Here is a 17,751-nt window from a genome sequence, read left to right as displayed (position 1 = left end):
AAAGCAGCATGCCGACGCCCTCGGACCACGCGGTGCCGTCCGCCCCTGCGGCGAACGCCTTGCAGCGCCCGTCCGGTGCGAGGCCTCGCTGCCGGCTGAAGTCGACGAAGACCCACGGCGTCGGCATTACGGCGACACCGCCGACGAGGGCCAGCGTGGACTCGCCGTTGCGTAGGGACTGGACGGCCAGGTGGAGGGCGACCAGGGACGACGAGCACGCGGTGTCCACGGTCAGCGCCGGGCCTTCGAGACCCAGGGAGTAGGACACGCGGCCGGAGATGACGCTGGCCGTGTTGCCGGTCAGCACGTAGCCGCTCTGCTCCTCGCCGGCCTCGGCGGCGCGCGGGCCGTAGTCCATCGTCATCGCGCCGACGTAGACACCGGTGCGGCTGCCACGCAGCGTGGCCGGCTCGATCCCGGCGCGTTCCAGCACCTCCCAGGACGACTCGAGGACGAGCCGCTGCTGCGGGTCCATGCCCAGGGCCTCGCGCGGCGAGACGCCGAACAGTTCGGCGTCGAAGTCACCGGCGTCGTCCAGGAATCCGCCCTTGAGCAGGTAGAAGCGACCGACCCCGCGGCCCTGCGGGTGGTAGGCGCCGGCCAGGTCCCAGCCGCGGTCCTCCGGGAAGCCGGAGACCGCGTCGCGCTGCTCGGCCAGCAGGTGCCACAGCTCCTCGGGGCTGTCCACCCCGCCGGGGTAGCGGCAGCCCATGCCCACGATGGCGATCGGCTCGTCCCAGGCCTCCCCGAGCGCCGCGCCGAGCGGGACGGGGTCCGGCTCGACGGTGGTGGGCGCGCCCGTCAGCAGGTTGTCCAGCACCTCCACCACGGCGGAGGTGGTGGGGTGGTCGAAGAGCAGGGTCGGCGGCAGCGCGAGTCCGGTGGCCTCCTGCAGGCGGTTGCGCAGCCCGACCGCGGTCACCGAGTCGACGCCCAGCTCCCGGAACGGGCGTTGGTCGTCGAGCGGGCGCGGATCGGTCTGGCCGAGGGCGGCGGCGATCTGCATGCGCACCAGCTCCGCCAGCGCGGCGCGGCGCTCGGTGTCCGGCAGCTCCGCCAGCGTGGGCTGCGGGTCGTCCGCCGTGGCCCCGGTCGGTGTGGCGGAGTCGGCCGGGGCCGCGGAAACCTGCCAGATGTCCTGCGGGAGCTCGAGCGTGCCGGCCTCGCCGCCGGCCTGCCCCGCGTACAGGGCGGACCAGTCCGGGTCGGCGCCGCGCACGTAGAGCTCGCCGAGCGAGCGCAGGAAGCGGTCCGCGCCGCCGTGGTCGCGCCGCAGCGTCTCCTGGACGAAGACGGGTGCTCCGCCCGCCTGCTCCGCGGTGGCCTGGACGGCGGCGGTCAGCACCGGGTGCGGGCTGACCTCGATCACCAGCCGGTGGCCGTCCCGGACGACGGCCGCGACGGCCTGGGCGAACTGCACGGTGTTGCGCAGGTTGCGGCACCAGTACTCGGTGTCCATCGCCAGCCCGTCCGCCCGGTCTCCGATGACCGAGGAGTACACCGGCACGTGGGGCGTCAGCGCCCGGATCGGCGCCAGGTCCTCGCGCATGACCGGCAGGATCTCGTCGATGTGCGCCGAGTGCGCGGCAAGCCCGACGTCGATCCGCCGTGCGTGCACGCCCTGCTCAGCGCAGTGCACCAGCAGCTCCGCCGCGGCGTCCACGTCGCCGGAGACGATCACCGCACCGGGGCCGTTCACGGCCGCCACGCCCAGGCGGCCGTCCCAGGGCGCCAGCAGCAGCCGGGCCTCGTCCTCGGGGAGCAGCACGGAGACCATCTCGCCGCGCCCGGCGAGGGTGGCCTGGGCCTTGCTCCACAGGGCGACGACCCGGGTGGCATCCTCCAGCGTGAGGGCGCCGGCCACACAGGCGGCTGCGATCTCGCCCAGGCTGTGGCCGACCACCGCGTCGGGCCGGATACCGCAGGCCTGCCACAGGTCGGCCAGCGCGACCATGACGGCGAACAGCGCCGGCTGGACGATGTCGGCCGTGCTGAGCGCGGGGGCGCCGGCCTCGCCGCGGACCACGGCCGTGAGCGACCAGTCCACGTACGGCGCCAGGGCCTGCTCGCACTCGCGGATGCGGGCGGCGAACACGGGCGACGTGTCCAGCAGTTCGCGCGCCATCCCGGCCCACTGCGAGCCCTGGCCGGGGAAGGCGAAGACGACGCCGCTCGCGGCGCCGTCCCCCTCCGCCAGCGCGGGCACGGCCCGGCCCGCGCCCAGCTCGCCCAGCGCCGTCGTGAAACCCTCCCGGTCGCGCGCGAAGAGCGCGGCCCGCGCCGGACCGTCCGCCCGGCCGGCCAACGCGCCGCCGACGGCCGCCGGCGTCCACTGCGGGTGCTCCTCGACGTGCCGGCGCAGCAGCTTCGCCTGCTCCCGCAGTGCCCGTGCACTCGCTCCCGACATCGGCCAGGGCAGCGCGCCGTCGAGCGGCGTGAAAGGCGTCGGCGTGTCCGCAGGGCTGGACGCGGCGTCGGAAACGGCCATCAGAGTGACTCCCCGTGAGCTTCGTACGGTGTGCGGAGCGATGTGGGCATGCGCGAGTGCGCACGGCGCGCGCCACGTCGGTGTCGACGCAGCATGGTGGCCAGCGCCCGGCGCGAACGCCGTACCAACGCGCAGGGCACTGGGAAGGAGGTGCTCGGGGACGGGCGGAGGACGGTACGGCCGCGCCGAAGCACGGCTCGGTACCCGAGTTGCCTGTCTGCCTGGCCCGTTGCAGTCAGGGCAGGTCGTCCCGCGCCCTGCCCCGGCTCGCACCGCGGGGCAGGGTGGGCAGACTGCCGACGTCGGGCCGGCCGGCCCGGACCGCTGCTAGTAGACGCCTTCCGGCGACGAGCGCACTGTCTGCAGCGGGCGCGCGTTGGCCACGCCGTCGCAGGGCCACTCGCTGCCGGTGTCGAAGCGCATCGCGAGGTCGCGCTCCAGGATGTTCGGCAGGAACAGGTCGTCGTGCATGACGGTCAGCTTGACCTGCCCGTACTCGCCGAACCCGACGACGCTCGTCCAGTCGTTCCGGTCCACCACGGCCATCGTCACCTGCGGGTAGTTCGGCACGCACGGCAGCACGTCGTCGTCCGTCACCGGGAGCGCGACGGAATTGCCGAAGGTGTTGTTGTAGGTGACGACGAGCAGGCCGCCGTTCAGCGCTTCCAGGAAGGAGCGGCGCATGGCGGGCGTGGCGTGGGTGCCGCTGAGGCGGGCGCCCTTGAGCTTGGCGACCAGCTCGGGCCGGCTCTTGATCAGGGCCTGGAGCAGCGCGGGCGTGGTGACCAGGTAGTCGATGGGCTGGGTCTCCAGCAGGTCGGTCATCTGGCCGACCAGGTGTCCGGTGTACTCCTGCGCCTCGGCGAGCCGGCCGCCGCGCAGCATCCGCTTGACCCAGCGCGGGTCGAAGTCGATGGCGTAGACCCGTGCGTCGTACAGGTCCACCAGGTCCCAGGCGCCGTGGCCCATCAGGTGCGGGCCGGTGGGGCTGGCCTGGAGCCAGTTGCGGCCGGGCTCGAAGCCTTCCTTCTCCATCACCCAGCGCCGCCAGGCCGCGCGCTGTTCGAGCATCGGCTCGGTGTAGAAGACCCGGCAGGGGTTGCCGGTCGTGCCGCCGGACTCCCAGACCCGGCCGACCAGCGGCCGGGGGACGGCGAGCGGCACGAGCTCGGCGGGATCCATCGTGCGCAGCTCGCCCAACGGCATGGGACCGAACGCGGACAGCTCCTCGTAGCGGGTGATGTCCCGCGGGTCGAAGGAGAGTTCGGTGGCGCGCTTGAGCCAGTACGGGCTGCCGTGCTCGGCATCGAAGTGGCGCCGCACCACACGGCGTGTCCACTCGTCGATGTCCTGGGCGAGCCACTCTTCGATCAGCGGAGTCACGTTCTTCATCGTCTTACCGATCCACCGATTCAGTTCGAAGAGAGCTCGATGCCGAGCTCGTAGATGGCGGTCATGGCTTCGAACACATGGTCCGGCGACTCCACATGGACCACCGAGAAGGAGGAGCGGAGGAAGGTGCCGAACGAGCAGGGGCCGAGGACGAGACCGAGTTCCACACCGCCGCGTTCCAGGCCGCTCATCATGTACGGCACGCTCACCGGGTCGGTCGGGTTGCGGCGGAACAGGTCGCGGATCTCCTCGCCGGTGGTGAGGGCCTTCGGCTCCAGGCAGGAGTAGACGGGCACCCGCGGGTCGCGGAAGTCCATCTCCTTGAGCATGGGCTCCAGGAATTCCGCGATGTCCTGCTGGAGCGGCGAGTGGAAGGCGATGCCGTGCTCCGGCGACACCTGCAGGGAGCCGGGCGGCAGTTGGGTGCCGAACTCCTCGAGGTCGGACCGGTAGCCCGCCAGCAGCACCATGCGCTCGTCCCCGGAGCCGACCCGCCCGAGGTCCGCCGACAGGTAGACCGCGTGGCCGTCGAGCCGCTCCTCGAGGTCGAGGTCGTAGGGCACCCGGATCGCGGCGACACCCTGGCGGCGGGCGCCGTCCGCGCCTGCCGGGACGGGCAGTTCACGCATGCGCATGAGCAGCTCGAACAGTTCGCGGCGCTCGACGGCCCCGGCCAGGCTCGCGCCGACCAGGGCGCCGAAACTCAGCCCGGAGACCGCCCTCGGGGCGATGCCGTACTCCTCGGCGAGGACGTCGGCGATGCCCAGGACCGCGGCGGCCTGCCGGATCGGACCGATGCCCTGCCGGTGTTCCTTGCCGGCTTCGCGCCCCTCGGTGAGAATGCGCTGGGCGTCGAGCCCCGTCCACTCCTCGATCTGCTCGTAGCAGCGCCGGACGACGGGGAACAGTTCGTAGAGTTCCGAGCCGGCACCCGGCTCGTCATTCATCCCGCCATCCAGCACATAGGCAAGCGTCACAGCCAAAACCCCCGTTTTGTACTTGGTTGCGCTTCGAGGCAGTCAGGAGGCACGCGTCATGAACTCTGAGCGGGTCTCCCCTGCCCGCTGAATGGAGGCGCGTCAATGACTCGAAACCAACTACCCTCTGAGCGTCATCAAACCTTCCGGCAGTCCACGATGTCAACTCTGCCAAAATAATGGGGATGTGACTGCCCGTCACTGTTTGCTTTCACCATTTCAGCAGGTCAGCGCAAGTGTGACAGGTGCTCGACAACATTGTTGAGTACCTGTCACAGCTCGCCGTCGTGCACGCCTCAGTGCGACTGCGCCGGAGTCGTGGCGAAGTGCTCGCGCAGGGCCTCTATAACCTCCGTCGCCCGGCTGGTCAAGAAGAAATGGCCGCCTTCGAACACCCGCAGCTCGAATCCGGCCGTGGTGTGCGCCGCCCAGGCGCGGGCATCCTCGATCGACGTGCGCGGATCGGCGTCGCCCGTGAGCGCGGTCACCGGGCAGGAGAGCACGGCACCGGGCTCGCAGCGGTAGCGCTCGACGGCCTTGTAGTCGGCGCGGATCGAGGGCAGCACCATGCGCACCAGTTCCTCGTCCGCCAGCAGCCGCGCGTCGGTGCCGCCGAGCGAGACCATCTCGGCGAGGATCTCGTCATCGCCGCGCTGGTGGACGTTCTCGTCCCGGTGTACGGACGGTGCCCGGCGCCCCGAGGCGAACAGGTGCACCGGGGCGTCCATGCCCTCCCGGGCGAAGCGGCGGGCCACCTCAAAGGCCATGATGGCGCCCATGCTGTGACCGAAGAACGTCAGTGGCCGGTCCGCCCACGCCACCAGGGCCCGGAACGCCTCGTCCGCCAGCGTGCCGATGTCCTCGATGCACGGCTCGGCGCGCCGGTCCTGCCGCCCCGGGTACTGCACCGCAAGCACGTCCACAGCCGGGGAGAGCGCGGCAGACACCGGGAGGAAGTAGCTGGCCGACCCGCCCGCGTGCGGGAAGCAGACCAGCCGGGCGGGCGCGTCGTCCGCCGGATGGAACCGCCGGCACCACAGGCTGTCGGTCGTCGAGGAATCCGTCATGCGTCACCCCATCTGTGTCAACGGCGCTCGGGCCCACCGCGCTCACGCGGAATCGGCCGACACGGTGAACCGCCCCTCGCCCCCCGGCGCCACGGCGACCGTCCGCCGCCGTCGTTCATGATCCGGATTCTGCCCACCCGCCCCGGCCAGTCGCAACCCGCCCCGCCCCTCGAAGGGCGACCCTGCAGGAGACTCTGAATGTCATCGCCACAGCTCAAGTGGCGTACCGGTACGGGATGGTGTCCGGACCACAGCGCATGCCGGCCCAGCACAGCCGACGCGCCCAGCCGCCGGGCACAGGCGGCCGTGTGCGAGAGGGACTTCCCCTGCCCGCCCGGGGACGGCGCGCGAAGGGGCACCCTCGACGGGTGCCCCTTCACCGCTCTGAACTGCAAAAACCCCGCTAGGGAAGGTTCCTTGCCATCACGATCCGCTGGACCTGGTTCGTGCCCTCGTAAATCTGCGTGATCTTGGCGTCGCGCATCATGCGCTCCACCGGGTAGTCGCGGGTGTAGCCGTAGCCGCCGAGGAGCTGGACGGCGTCCGTGGTGACCTCCATCGCCACGTCCGAGGCGAAGCACTTGGCGGCGGCGCCCTGGAAGGTGAGGTCGCTGTCGCCGCGCTCGGATGCGGCGGCGGCCTGGTAGGTCAGGGCGCGGGCTGCGGCGATCTTCATGGCCATGTCGGCGAGCATGAACTGGATGCCCTGGAAATCGCCGATCGGCTTGCCGAACTGCTTGCGCTCCTGGACGTAGCCCTTGGCGTAGTCGAGGGCGCCCTGCGCGACACCGAGGGCCTGGGCCGCGATGGTGATGCGGGTGTGGTCCAGGGTCTTCATGGCGGTCGCGAAGCCCGTGCCCTCCTCGCCGATCATGCGGTCGGCGGGAATGCGCACGTTGTCGAAGTAGACCTCGCGGGTCGGGGAGCCCTTGATGCCGAGCTTCTTCTCCGGGGCGCCGAAGGAGACGCCCGGGTCCGACTTCTCGACGACGAAGGCGGAGATGCCCTTGGAACGCTTCTCCGGGTCGGTCACGGCCATGACCGTGTAGTACTCGGAGACACCGGCGTTGGTGATCCAGCGCTTGACGCCGTTGAGGATCCAGTGGTCCCCGTCGCGGACCGCCTTGGTCTTCATGCCGGCCGCGTCCGAGCCCGCCTCCGGCTCGGAGAGGCAGTACGAGAACATCGCGTCGCCCTTGGCCAGCGGGGCCAGGTACTTCTTCTTCAGCTCCTCGGAGCCGGAGAGGATCACCGGGAGCGAGCCCAGCTTGTTCACCGCGGGGATGAGGGAGGAGGACACGCAGGCGCGGGCCACCTCCTCGATCACTATGACCGTGGCGAGCGCGTCGGCGCCGGCGCCGCCGTACTCCTCGGGGACGTGGACGGCGTGCAGGTCATTGGCCACCAGGGCGTCGAGCGCCTCCTGGGGGAAACGTGCTTCCTCGTCCACCGCGGCGGCGAAGGGGGCGATCTTCGCCTCGACCAGCGAGCGGACGGCGTCGCGGAGCATGTCGTGCTCTTCGGACGGGCGGTACAGGTCGAAGTCAGCCGATCCGGCCAAGTCTCTCACGCTCCAGACGCGATGTACTGACGCTAATTACCGTTAAGTAACACAAATTTTAGGGGGTTGACCGCGGGACGCATACGTGAGCTAGACGACAGCGGGGAAATTGCCCGGCACACGGCCCGACTATGCTCGGGCTCCGCATGCCCGAGTACCCGAGCTGGAGCACCCGTATGAGCCTGAAGATCACCGTGATCGGAACCGGCTACCTCGGCGCCACGCACGCCGCGGCCATGGCCGAGCTGGGCTTCGAGGTGCTGGGCCTGGACGTCGTACCCGAGAAGATCGCGATGCTGGAGCGCGGCGAGACCCCGATGTACGAGCCGGGGCTCGAGGAGCTGCTGCGCCGGCATGTCGCGGGTATCGACGGATCGACGGGGCGGCTGCGGTTCACCACCGACTGGGCCGAGGTCGGGGCCTTCGGTGACGTGCACTTCGTCTGCGTGAACACCCCGCAGAGGCACGGCGACTACGCCTGCGACATGTCGTACGTCGACTCCGCGATCGCCTCCCTCGCCCCGCACCTGCGCGGTCCGGCCCTGGTCGTCGGCAAGTCGACCGTGCCCGTCGGCTCGGCCGACCGGCTCGCCGCCTACCTCGCCGAGCACGCGCCGGCCGGTGCCGACGCCGAGCTGGCCTGGAACCCGGAGTTCCTGCGCGAGGGCTTCGCCGTGCAGGACACCCTGCACCCGGACCGGATCGTGGCCGGTGTGCGCGGCGAGCGGGCCGAGAAGCTGCTGCGCGAGGTGTACGCCACGCCGATCGGCGAGGGCACGCCGTTCGTGGTGACGGACTTCCCGACCGCCGAGCTGGTGAAGACCGCGGCGAACTCCTTCCTCGCGACCAAGATCTCCTTCATCAACGCGATGGCGGAGGTGTGCGAGGCCGGCGGCGGTGACGTGGCGAAGCTGGCGGAGGCCATCGGGTACGACGACCGGATCGGCCGCAAGTTCCTGCGCGCCGGGATCGGCTTCGGCGGCGGCTGCCTGCCCAAGGACATCCGGGCGTTCATGGCCCGGGCCGGTGAGCTGGGCGCGGACCAGGCGCTGACCTTCCTGCGGGAGATCGACTCCGTCAACATGCGCCGGCGCGGCCAGATGGTCGAGATGACCCGTGAGGCGCTCGGTGGCGGCTCGTTCCTCGGCAGGCGCGTCGCGGTGCTCGGCGCCACCTTCAAGCCCGACTCGGACGACGTCCGCGACTCGCCCGCGCTGAACGTGGCCGGGCAGATCCACCTCCAGGGCGGCCAGGTGACCGTCTACGACCCCAAGGGCATGGACAACGCCCGACGGGTCTTCCCGACGCTCGGCTACGCGGACTCGGCGTCGGCGGCGGTGCGCGGCGCCGACGTCGTCCTGCACCTGACCGAGTGGCGGGAGTTCCGCGAGCTGGACCCGGCCGCGCTGGGCGAGATCGCGGCGGCCCGGGTGATCCTGGACGGCCGCAACGCGCTCGACCCGGAGCTGTGGCGGCGGGCCGGGTGGACGTACCGGGCGATGGGCCGCCCGACCGCGTAAGAGCCCGCCGGCCAACCGCGTAAGGGCCCGCCGGCCATGGACTCCGCCGCATGAGGACTCCGCCGCGTGAGGACTCCGCCGCGTGAGGACTCCGCCGCGTGAGGACTCCGCGGCGTAAGGGCCCGTTGCGCAAGGGCCCGGCCGGCGCACAAGGCCGTGCGTGGCGACGCCGGTTCGGCCGAGGCTCAGTCGGCCGGACCGGCGTCTTCGCGCATGTCGCACCACGCGCCGTCGGTCATGGACCCTTCGCCCGGTACCGGCGCATCTTCGCGCGCGCCCCGCACACCTGCATCGAGCACCAGCGTCCGCGTCCGGCGGGGCTGCGGTCGTAGTACGCCCAGTGGCACGTCGTGGACTCGCAGGCCTTCAGCCGCGTCCAGGTGCCCGCGACCAGCGCCTCGGCGACGGCGGCGGCGACCCGGGAGAGCAGGGGGCCGGTGTCGGCGGGGGCGAGCCGCGCGGAGCCGTCCCGGTCGTCGACGGCCACGTGCAGGGAGGCGCGGGCCAGCAGCTCGCCCAGCGGGGTGACCGTCCGGTGCGGTGGGTGCCCGGCGTGCGCGAGCAGCACGGCGCGCAACGACTCCCGCAGCTCCCGTGCCGCTTCCGCCTCCCCCTCGGCGAGTCCGAACCGGCCGCGGCCCTCCACGGTGTCCAGCGAGTCGGCGCCCGTCTCGATGTTCAGCGTGTTCACCAGCGACTCGACCAGGGCCAGGCCCCCGGGAGCGGCCGATCTCTCATTCATGCTTGCGACGTTACCGCTTGTGCGGGAGCATGCAGTAACCGTTACCGGTTACTGCTATCTATAGGTAACTCACCGAGGAGGAAGTCATGGCTCTCGCCAAGCTGGGTGTGGTCGTCCTGGACTGTCCCGATCCCCGCGCACTGGCCGGGTTCTACGCCGGCGTACTGGGCGGCACGGTGGAGGGCGACGGGGAGTGGGTGGACCTCAAGATGCCCGGCGGACAGGCACTCGCCTTCCAGCGGGCGGACGGGTACACCGCGCCGAAGTGGCCCGCGCCCGACGACTCGCAGCAGTTCCACCTCGACCTGGTGGTGGAGGACCTGGACGCGGCCGAGGAGGGCGTGCTGAAGCTCGGCGCACGTCCGCTGGACACGGCCGACCGCTCACGCACCTGGCGGGTGTACGCCGACCCGGCCGGGCACCCGTTCTGCCTCTGCGCCTGCTGACCAGGCGCTGACCGAGGAGGACTCCACGGCGTCCGTCACCCGTTTCCGTTCCGTCGCGCTGCCCCGACCCGCGGGGACGGGCAGTCACCGGGCAGTGGGGCGTTCGGGGGCCGCGCCTCAGCCCCGGCCCGCCGCCTCGATCACCTCGTTCAGCGTCTCCCGGGAGCGCACCAGGTCGGTGATCATGCTGTTGATGCGGTCCCGTTCGGCGGTGAGGTCGGCGACCAGCTTCGGGGTGGCGATCGCGGAGGGCCCGCCGTCCTGGTCACGCATGCAGGGCAGCAGCTGCCGGATCTTCTCGCTGTGCAGCCCGGCCGCGTACAGTTCCTGGATCCGGATGACCCGGTCGACGGCCGCCTGCGGATAGTCACGGTGTCCGCCGGGCGTGCGCTCGCTGGCGAGCAGCCCCTGGGTCTCGTAATAGCGCAGCGACCGCGCGCTCACACCGGTGCGCCGGGCCAGTTCACCGATCCGCATACCTGCCCCCTGACGGACTTGAACCTGACATCAGTGTCACGTTCTACCGTGCCGGCATGACGCAGACAACGGACTTCCTGGCCCCGGCCCGGCTCGGCCGGCTCGAACTCCCCCACCACCTCGTGATGGCCCCGCTCACGCGCAACCGCGCGGAAGCCGACGGCACCCCGGCCGATCTGATGGTCACCCACTACGCCCAGCGCTCCTCCGCAGGACTGATCATCGCCGAGGGCTCGACGCCGAACGCGGTCGGGCAGACGTACCCGAACATCACCGCGCTCCACACCGACCGGCACCAGGAGGGGTGGCGGCAGGTCACCGAGGCGGTGCGGGCGGGCGGCGGACGGATGTTCCTGCAGCTCCAGCACGGCGGCCGCGTCAGCCATCCGGCGACCACCGGTCTGACGCCCGTCGCGCCCTCCGCTCTCCCGCTGCCGGAGACGATCTTCACCCCGGGCGGGCACCGGCCGGCCGCGGTCCCCCGGGAGATGACCCTCGACGACATCCGTGCCACCGCCGCCGACTTCGCCGCCGCCGCGCGCCGGGCCGTCGACGCGGGCTTCGAGGGGGTGGAGGTGCACTCGGCCAACGGGATGCTGCTGCACCAGTTCCTCGCGGACAACACCAACCGCAGGACGGACGGGTACGGCGGCTCCGTCGAGCGCCGGGTGCGCTTCGCGGCGGAGGTCACCGAGGCGGTGGCCGACGCGATCGGCGCCGACCGGGTCGGCATACGCGTCTCCCCGGCAAACACCGTCAACGGCATCCGGGAGGACGGCACCGAGGACCTCTACGCCGCGCTCGTCGCCCGGCTGAAGGACCTGGGCCTGGCCTATCTGCACCTGGTGCGGGCCGACCCCGAAGCCGCGTGGTACCGCAGGATCCGCGCCGACTGGCCCGGCACCCTGATCGGCAACCCTGTGCTGACCGACCTCACCACCGAGGCCGTCACCCTGGCCTCCCGGGCCATGCTGGCCGCGGGCGCCGACCTGGTCGCGCTCGGCCGCCCGTTCCTCGCCAACCCCGACCTGGTCGAGCGGCTGCGCCGGGGCGCCCCGCTCAACCCGGTGCGGGACCGGTACTTCATGTACGTGGGCGGGGCCGACGGCTACAACGACTACCCCGCCCTCGGCGCCGTCCAGGGTCAGCCGTCGAGTGCCTCGATGGTCGCCACGGACGCCGCCCTGGTCGCCTGAAGGTCCCGGGCCACGTCCTCGGCCGCGCCCAGCACCCGTATGGCGTTCTGCCAGGTCAGCTTGGCCAGGTCGGCCTTGGACCAGCCGCGCTCCAGCAGTTCGGCGAGCAGGTTCGGGTAGCCGGAGACGTCGTTCAGGCCGTCCGGGGTGAACGCGGTGCCGTCGTAGTCGCCGCCGATGCCGAGGTGGTCGATGCCCGCGGCCTCGCGCATGTGGTCGAGGTGGTCGGCGACCGTCGAGACGGTGGCGACCGGGCGCGGGTTGCGTTCCTCGAAGGCGCGGTGCAGCTTCATCGCCTCCGGCGAGGTGTCCAGGTGGTGCAGGCCGTGCGCGCGCAGGTTGTCGTCGGCCGCAGCCGTCCAGTCCACGGCCGCCTGGAGGACGAACTTCGGCACGAACGTCACCATCGCCATGCCGCCGTTGGCGGGCAGCCGCTCCAGGACGTCGTCCGGGATGTTGCGCGGGTGGTCACAGACGGCGCGGGCGGAGGAGTGGGAGAAGATCACCGGCGCGGCGGAGGTGTCCAGCGCGTCCCGCATCGTCGTCGCCGCCACGTGGGAGAGATCGACGAGCATGCCGAGCCGGTTCATCTCCCGCACGACCTCGCGGCCGAAGGCGGACAGACCGCCGACGCCCGGCTCGTCGGTCGCCGAGTCCGCCCAGTCCACGTTGTCGTTGTGGGTGAGGGTCATGTAGCGCACGCCGAGCGCGTACAGGCCGCGGAGCGTACCCAGGGAGTTGGCGATCGAGTGACCGCCCTCGGCGCCCATGAGGGAGGCGATACGGCCTTCCCCGCGCGCGGTCTCCATGTCGGCGGCGGTCAGCGCCGGGGCCAGCTCGCCCGGGTAGCGGGCTGTCAGCCGCCGGACGCAGTCGATCTGTTCCAGCGTCGCCGACACCGGGTCCGGCTGGTCGCAGGGGACGTACACCGACCAGTACTGGGCGCCGACACCGCCCTCACGCAGCCGCGGCAGGTCGGTGTGCAGGCGCTCGCCCTGGTGGGCGGCGACGTCGAGCGTGTCGAGGTCGTAGCCGGCCTGCTCGCGCAGCGCCCAGGGCAGGTCGTTGTGGCCGTCGACGACGGGGAACTCACGCAGCAGCTCGCGGGCTTCGTCCAGCGAGGTCGGTGAGGTCACGGGCGTCACTTCCCGAAGCCGAAGGCGCCGGCACCCTCGACCTTCGAGCGCAGGCGCTTGCCCTTCTCGGTGGCCTGGTCGTTGAGGTCCTGCTGGAAGTCGCGCATCTTGTGCAGCAGGTCCTCGTCGAACGCGGCGAGCATGCGGGCCGCGAGCAGACCGGCGTTGCGGGCACCGGCGACGGAGACGGTGGCGACCGGGACCCCGGCCGGCATCTGCACGATGGACAGCAGGGAGTCCATGCCGTCGAGGTACTTCAGCGGGACCGGCACGCCGATCACCGGCAGCGGGGTGACCGAGGCGAGCATGCCCGGCAGGTGGGCGGCGCCCCCGGCGCCGGCGATGATCACCTTCAGGCCGCGGTCGGCGGCCTGCTCGCCGTACGTGATCATCTCGCGGGGCATCCGGTGCGCGGAGACGACGTCGACCTCGTACGCGATCTCGAACTCGTCCAGCGCCTTGGCGGCGGCCTCCATGACGGGCCAGTCGGAGTCCGACCCCATGACGATGCCAACAACGGGGCTCATTCGCTGATCGTGCCTCTCAGGTAGCCGGCTGCGTGACGGGCGCGCTCCAGCACGTCGTCCAGATCGTCGCCGTAGGTGTTGACGTGTCCGACCTTGCGGCCGGGCTTCACGTCCTTGCCGTACATGTGGATCTTGATCTTGGGGTCGCGGGCCATGCAGTGCAAGTACGCGGAGTACATGTCCGGGTAGTCGCCGCCGAGGACGTTGACCATCACCGTCCACCTGGCACGCGGGCGGGGGTCGCCGAGGGGCAGGTCGAGGACCGCGCGGACGTGGTTGGCGAACTGGGACGTTATCGCGCCGTCCTGGGTCCAGTGGCCCGAGTTGTGCGGGCGCATCGCCAGTTCGTTGACGAGGATGCGGCCGTCGCGGGTCTGGAAGAGTTCGACGGCGAGGTGACCGACGACGCCCAGTTCCTTGGCGATCGTCAGGGCCATCTCCTCGGCCTCGAGCGCGAGGGTCTCGTCCAGGTCGGGGGCGGGCGCGATCACGGTGTCGCAGACGCCGTCGACCTGACGGGACTCGACCACCGGGTAGGCGACGGCCTGGCCGTGCGGGGAGCGTACGACGTTGGCGGCCAGCTCGCGGACGTAGTCGACCTTCTCCTCGGCGAGGACGGGAACGCCGGCGCGGAACGGGTCGGCCGCCTCCTCGGCGGACTCCACGACCCACACGCCCTTGCCGTCGTAGCCGCCGCGCACGGTCTTCAGGACGACCGGGAAGCCGTCCCCCTCAGCGGCGAAGCGGACGACGTCCGCGGGATCGCTCACGATCCGGTGCCGCGGGCAGGGCACGCCGATCGCGTCGAGCTTCGCCCGCATCACGCCCTTGTCCTGGGCGTGCACCAGCGCGTCGAGCCCGGGGCGGACGACGACACCGTCCGCCTCCAGGGCTCTGAGGTGCTCTGCGGGCACATGCTCGTGATCGAAGGTGATCACGTCGCAGCCGCGCGCGAACTCACGCAGCGTGTCGAGGTCGCGATAGTCGCCGATGACGACATCGCTGACGACCTGCGCCGCGGAATCCTGAGGTGTGTCACTGAGGAGCTTGAACCTGATGCCCAACGGGATGCCCGCCTCGTGTGTCATACGCGCGAGCTGGCCACCGCCGACCATACCGACTACCGGGAACGTCACACCCCTAGGGTATCGGCCAGGCCGACCTGGCCGGATCGCATCCCTCCCGCCTTCTGTCATCCGCGCTCTTACTCGGCACTTTCCGGGCTCTTTCCGACCTGTTTCCGAGCTGTGGCCCCGTCCCCGGGCAGCCGGCAGGCGCGCTGGTTAGCATGGCGGGGTTGACGAAGCCTACGGACGGGAGCTGCACAGCCATGGAACAACGTTCCTCGGGGCTGCAACGGCTCGCGGGCGAGGTCGCCAAGTTCGGCGCCGTCGGCGGCGCCGGGGTCCTCGTCAACCTCGGTGTGTTCAACCTGGTCCGGCACGTCTCGGACCTGCCGGTGGTGCGCGCCGGCATCATCGCGACCGTCGTCGCGATCGTCTTCAACTACGTGGGCTTCCGTTACTGGACGTACCGGGACCGCGACAAGGGCGGTCGCACCCGGGAACTCACGCTGTTCCTGCTGTTCAGCGCGATCGGCCTGGTGATCGAGAACGGCGTCCTGTTCGTGGCGACGTACGGCTTCGGCTGGGACAGCCAGCTGCAGAGCAACGTCTTCAAGTTCGTGGGCATCGGCGTCGCGACGCTGTTCCGGTTCTGGTCGTACCGCACGTGGGTGTTCCGCGCCCTGCCGGCCCGGGAGGCCGTCGCGAGCGCGGAGTCGGTCCTGGCGGCCGGGTCCGGCAAGCCGCGCCCCGCCCAGCGCGTGCGCTGAGGCCCCGCGGGCGGACGGCGCGGCCGAGGGGGGCGCCTAGCGGACCGTCGGGTGGCTGTCGTCCGGTTTGCGGACCGGGGGTGTGCGGGACAGGAACAGGCCGAACACCGGCGGCTGGGACTGCAGCAGTTCCAGCCGGCCGCCGTCGGCCTCCGCGAGGTCGCGGGCCACGGCCAGCCCGATCCCCGTCGAGTTCCGGCCGCTGATCGTGCGCTCGAAGATCCGCGCGCCCAGGTCCGGCGGGACGCCGGGCCCCTCGTCGGTGACCTCCACCACCGCCTGGTTGCCGGTGACCCGGGTGCGCAGGGCGACGGTCCCGCCACCGTGCATCAGCGAGTTCTCGATCAGCGCGGCCAGCACCTGCGCGACGGCGCCCGGGGTGCCGACGGCCTGCAGATGCCGCTTGCCGGAGCTGACGACGGCCCGGCCCGCGCTGCGGTAGGCGGGCCGCCACTCGGCGAGCTGCTGCTGGATGACCTCGTCCAGGTCGAAGGGGACGGCGGAGCCGGTGCGCGGGTCGCGGGAGTTCGTCAGCAGCCGCTCCACCACGTCGGTCAGCCGTTCGACCTGGGTGAGCGCGACGTTCGCCTCCTCCTTCACCGTCTCCGGGTCGTCGGTGAGGGTGATCTCCTCCAGCCGCATGGACAGCGCGGTCAGGGGCGTACGCAGCTGGTGGGAGGCGTCGGCGGCAAGACGTCGCTCGGCTGTCAGCATGCGCCCGATGCGCTCGGCGGACGAGTCCAGGACATCGGCGACCCGGTCCAGCTCGGGGACGCCGTAGCGCTTGTGCCGGGGGCGCGGGTCGCCCGAACCGAGGCGCTCGGCGGTCTCGGCGAGGTCGGTGAGCGGGGAGGCGAGGCGGTTGGCCTGGCGCACGGCGAGCAGCACGGCGGCGACCACCGCGAGCAGCGCCACCAGCCCGATGATCAGCAGGGTGCGGCCGACCTCGCGGGTCACCGCGGAGCGCGGTTCCTGCACGGTGACCGTCTCGCCCTCCTCGCCCCGCTGCGTGGCGTGGATGACGTCGCCCTTCGGCCTGGTGCCGATCTCGATCGGCGCCCGGCCCGGCATCCGGATCAGCACGAACTGGTCCCTGCTGACCGGGTTGCGCAGCGCGTCCGCGTTGACGTTCTCCGCGGCGAGGATCCGGCTGTCCACGATGCTGGCCAGCCGGACCGCCTCGGAGTCCACCCGTTCCTGGGCGCTGTTGGTGATGGTCCGGGTCTCCACGATCACCAGGGAGACGCCGAAGACGGCGATCACCACGAGGACGACGGCGAGCGTGGACTGGATGAGACGGCGGCGCATGGTCCGTTACCTACAGAGGTGCCCCGCTGAACCCGGGCGCGGGTTCAGCTCTTCTCGAAGCGGAAACCGACTCCCCGTACCGTCGCGATGTAGCGAGGGTTCGCGGCGTCGTCGCCGAGCTTCTTGCGGAGCCAGGAGATGTGCATGTCCAGGGTCTTGGTCGACGACCACCACGTGGTGTCCCAGACCTCGCGCATCAGCTGGTCCCGGGTCACCACGCGGCCGGCGTCGCGGACCAGCACCCGCAGCAGGTCGAACTCCTTCGCGGTGAGCTGCAGTTCCTCGTCGCCCATCCATGCGCGGTGCGACTCGACGTCGATCCGCACACCGTGGGTGGCCGGCGGCTGCTGTGGCTCGGCCGCGCCGCGCCGCAGCAGCGCCCGGACCCGGGCGAGCAGTTCGGCGAGCCGGAAGGGCTTGGTGACGTAGTCGTCGGCGCCCGCGTCCAGACCGACGACGGTGTCCACCTCGTCGGCCCGCGCGGTCAGGATGAGGATCGGCACGGTGTGGCCGTCGGCGCGCAACCGGCGGGCGACCTCCAGGCCGTCCATACCGGGCAGGCCCAGGTCCAGCACGACCAGATCGACGCCGCCCTGCATTCCGGCGTCGAGTGCGGTGGGGCCGTCCTCGCGCACCTCGACGTCGTAGCCCTCGCGGCGCAGCGCGCGGGCCAGCGGCTCCGAGATGGACGCGTCGTCCTCGGCGAGCAGTACACGGGTCATGAGGTGATGGTAGACCGCCCGCGTGCAGTGCCGGGGTGTGACCGCGGCCGGGGATTCTTACCTTCACAACCCGGTGGTACGGACCATTGCTCGTGGGATGCGATCGTAGATAACACCTTCGAAACAGGTCGCGCGGTTCCCTGGACACCTGTGATCCGCGTCTCAAGTCCTTCCATATCCGGCACTGTCCTGCCGTATGGTGACGTGGAACGCCTGTAGTGCACCGGGGACCTTTGGCGAGCAGATGACGCTGAAGGTCTCTTTTGTGTACGGGTCGGTGAACATCAGCGACTGAACCTCAGCGCTGAACACCGGCCTTGAAAGGAATGACCTCTGGCCGGGCCCCGGACGCGGAAAC

General features: G+C 71.3%; 16 protein-coding genes. 4 read left to right on the top strand and 12 right to left on the bottom strand.

Annotated elements, in window-relative coordinates; translation table 11 throughout:
• The 5 genes from K7G59_RS35145 to K7G59_RS32060 all read right to left on the bottom strand — a co-directional run.
• The coding region (locus K7G59_RS35145; RefSeq protein ID WP_308295110.1) for an acyltransferase domain-containing protein at positions 1 to 2,488 on the bottom strand (2,488 nt) is incomplete at its 3' end.
• 327 nt (positions 2,489 to 2,815) lie between these two features.
• Entirely contained in the window at positions 2,816 to 3,880 is a 1,065-nt protein-coding gene (locus K7G59_RS32075) for an arylcarboxylate reductase (protein WP_225840200.1), read from the bottom strand.
• Positions 3,881 to 3,900: 20 nt separating this feature from the next.
• Positions 3,901 to 4,827 carry an ACP S-malonyltransferase gene (locus K7G59_RS32070; protein ID WP_225840199.1) on the bottom strand — a complete coding sequence of 309 codons (927 nt, stop codon included), beginning with the start codon at positions 4,825 to 4,827 and terminating at the stop codon, positions 3,901 to 3,903.
• Between the two features lie 326 nt (positions 4,828 to 5,153).
• Positions 5,154 to 5,924 (bottom strand): thioesterase II family protein, encoded by a 771-nt coding sequence (locus K7G59_RS32065; RefSeq protein WP_225840198.1) that lies wholly within the window; start codon positions 5,922 to 5,924, stop codon positions 5,154 to 5,156.
• A 403-nt stretch (positions 5,925 to 6,327) separates the two neighbouring features.
• Positions 6,328 to 7,485 carry an acyl-CoA dehydrogenase gene (locus K7G59_RS32060; protein ID WP_263977023.1) on the bottom strand — a complete coding sequence of 386 codons (1,158 nt, stop codon included), beginning with the start codon at positions 7,483 to 7,485 and terminating at the stop codon, positions 6,328 to 6,330.
• A 176-nt stretch (positions 7,486 to 7,661) separates the two neighbouring features.
• Here K7G59_RS32060 and K7G59_RS32055 point away from each other — a divergent pair, with 176 nt between their 5' ends.
• Positions 7,662 to 9,005, top strand: a complete 1,344-nt coding sequence (locus K7G59_RS32055) for a UDP-glucose/GDP-mannose dehydrogenase family protein (protein WP_225840204.1) — start codon at positions 7,662 to 7,664, stop codon at positions 9,003 to 9,005.
• A gap of 235 nt (positions 9,006 to 9,240) precedes the next feature.
• Here K7G59_RS32055 and K7G59_RS32050 read toward each other — a convergent pair whose 3' ends face one another.
• Entirely contained in the window at positions 9,241 to 9,747 is a 507-nt protein-coding gene (locus tag K7G59_RS32050; RefSeq protein WP_225840197.1) for a CGNR zinc finger domain-containing protein, read from the bottom strand.
• A gap of 86 nt (positions 9,748 to 9,833) precedes the next feature.
• Between K7G59_RS32050 and K7G59_RS32045 the strand changes: the two genes are divergently transcribed.
• A complete protein-coding gene (locus K7G59_RS32045) occupies positions 9,834 to 10,193 on the top strand; it encodes a VOC family protein (protein ID WP_225840196.1) in 360 nt (119 codons plus the stop codon).
• Positions 10,194 to 10,310: 117 nt separating this feature from the next.
• On the opposite strand, the gene K7G59_RS32040 is transcribed toward K7G59_RS32045, so the two are convergent.
• The gene (locus K7G59_RS32040) at positions 10,311 to 10,670 is read right to left on the bottom strand and encodes a MerR family transcriptional regulator (protein WP_225840195.1); all 360 of its coding nucleotides are present in this window, start codon (positions 10,668 to 10,670) and stop codon (positions 10,311 to 10,313) included.
• 56 nt (positions 10,671 to 10,726) lie between these two features.
• On the opposite strand from K7G59_RS32040, the gene K7G59_RS32035 reads away from it, so the two are divergent.
• Positions 10,727 to 11,866, top strand: a complete 1,140-nt coding sequence (locus K7G59_RS32035) for an alkene reductase (RefSeq protein ID WP_225840194.1) — start codon at positions 10,727 to 10,729, stop codon at positions 11,864 to 11,866.
• On the opposite strand, the gene K7G59_RS32030 is transcribed toward K7G59_RS32035, so the two are convergent.
• From K7G59_RS32030 to K7G59_RS32020, 3 genes are read right to left on the bottom strand one after another with little or no spacing between them, the layout of a single operon-like run.
• Positions 11,815 to 13,002: a dipeptidase gene (locus K7G59_RS32030; protein WP_225840193.1), complete on the bottom strand. Its 1,188-nt coding sequence runs from the start codon at positions 13,000 to 13,002 to the stop codon at positions 11,815 to 11,817. The genes K7G59_RS32035 and K7G59_RS32030 overlap by 52 nt on opposite strands.
• 5 nt (positions 13,003 to 13,007) lie before the next feature.
• Complete coding sequence (gene purE / locus K7G59_RS32025; protein WP_225840192.1) at positions 13,008 to 13,529, bottom strand: 5-(carboxyamino)imidazole ribonucleotide mutase; 522 nt, start codon at positions 13,527 to 13,529, stop codon at positions 13,008 to 13,010.
• Entirely contained in the window at positions 13,526 to 14,665 is a 1,140-nt protein-coding gene (locus K7G59_RS32020) for a 5-(carboxyamino)imidazole ribonucleotide synthase (protein ID WP_308295109.1), read from the bottom strand. The genes purE and K7G59_RS32020 overlap by 4 nt, the downstream gene beginning before the upstream one ends.
• A 194-nt stretch (positions 14,666 to 14,859) precedes the next feature.
• Here K7G59_RS32020 and K7G59_RS32015 point away from each other — a divergent pair, with 194 nt between their 5' ends.
• A complete protein-coding gene (locus K7G59_RS32015) occupies positions 14,860 to 15,363 on the top strand; it encodes a GtrA family protein (protein WP_225840190.1) in 504 nt (167 codons plus the stop codon).
• Positions 15,364 to 15,399: 36 nt separating this feature from the next.
• On the opposite strand, the gene K7G59_RS32010 is transcribed toward K7G59_RS32015, so the two are convergent.
• Positions 15,400 to 16,671 carry an ATP-binding protein gene (locus K7G59_RS32010; RefSeq protein WP_225840189.1) on the bottom strand — a complete coding sequence of 424 codons (1,272 nt, stop codon included), beginning with the start codon at positions 16,669 to 16,671 and terminating at the stop codon, positions 15,400 to 15,402.
• A gap of 44 nt (positions 16,672 to 16,715) precedes the next feature.
• A complete protein-coding gene (locus K7G59_RS32005; protein WP_225840188.1) occupies positions 16,716 to 17,393 on the bottom strand; it encodes a response regulator transcription factor in 678 nt (225 codons plus the stop codon).
• Positions 17,394 to 17,751: the final 358 nt, after the last annotated feature.

This window comes from Streptomyces sp. NK08204 (genome assembly GCF_020400585.1).
GTDB lineage: Bacteria > Actinomycetota > Actinomycetes > Streptomycetales > Streptomycetaceae > Streptomyces.
The sequence above is the reverse complement of the archived record's forward strand: the minus strand, read 5'-3'. Positions and strand labels throughout refer to the sequence as shown.

Excerpts from the sequence above, each read along its gene's own strand:
- K7G59_RS32075 (WP_225840200.1), bottom strand. The coding sequence starts at position 3,880 with ATGAAGAACGTGACTCCGCTGATCGAAGAGTGGCTCGCCCAGGACATC.
- K7G59_RS32070 (WP_225840199.1), bottom strand. The coding sequence starts at position 4,827 with ATGAATGACGAGCCGGGTGCCGGCTCGGAACTCTACGAACTGTTCCCC.
- K7G59_RS32065 (WP_225840198.1), bottom strand. The coding sequence starts at position 5,924 with ATGACGGATTCCTCGACGACCGACAGCCTGTGGTGCCGGCGGTTCCAT.
- K7G59_RS32055 (WP_225840204.1), top strand. The coding sequence starts at position 7,662 with ATGAGCCTGAAGATCACCGTGATCGGAACCGGCTACCTCGGCGCCACG.
- K7G59_RS32050 (WP_225840197.1), bottom strand. The coding sequence starts at position 9,747 with ATGAATGAGAGATCGGCCGCTCCCGGGGGCCTGGCCCTGGTCGAGTCG.
- K7G59_RS32045 (WP_225840196.1), top strand. The coding sequence starts at position 9,834 with ATGGCTCTCGCCAAGCTGGGTGTGGTCGTCCTGGACTGTCCCGATCCC.
- K7G59_RS32040 (WP_225840195.1), bottom strand. The coding sequence starts at position 10,670 with ATGCGGATCGGTGAACTGGCCCGGCGCACCGGTGTGAGCGCGCGGTCG.
- K7G59_RS32035 (WP_225840194.1), top strand. The coding sequence starts at position 10,727 with ATGACGCAGACAACGGACTTCCTGGCCCCGGCCCGGCTCGGCCGGCTC.
- purE (WP_225840192.1), bottom strand. The coding sequence starts at position 13,529 with ATGAGCCCCGTTGTTGGCATCGTCATGGGGTCGGACTCCGACTGGCCC.
- K7G59_RS32015 (WP_225840190.1), top strand. The coding sequence starts at position 14,860 with ATGGAACAACGTTCCTCGGGGCTGCAACGGCTCGCGGGCGAGGTCGCC.
- K7G59_RS32010 (WP_225840189.1), bottom strand. The coding sequence starts at position 16,671 with ATGCGCCGCCGTCTCATCCAGTCCACGCTCGCCGTCGTCCTCGTGGTG.
- K7G59_RS32005 (WP_225840188.1), bottom strand. The coding sequence starts at position 17,393 with ATGACCCGTGTACTGCTCGCCGAGGACGACGCGTCCATCTCGGAGCCG.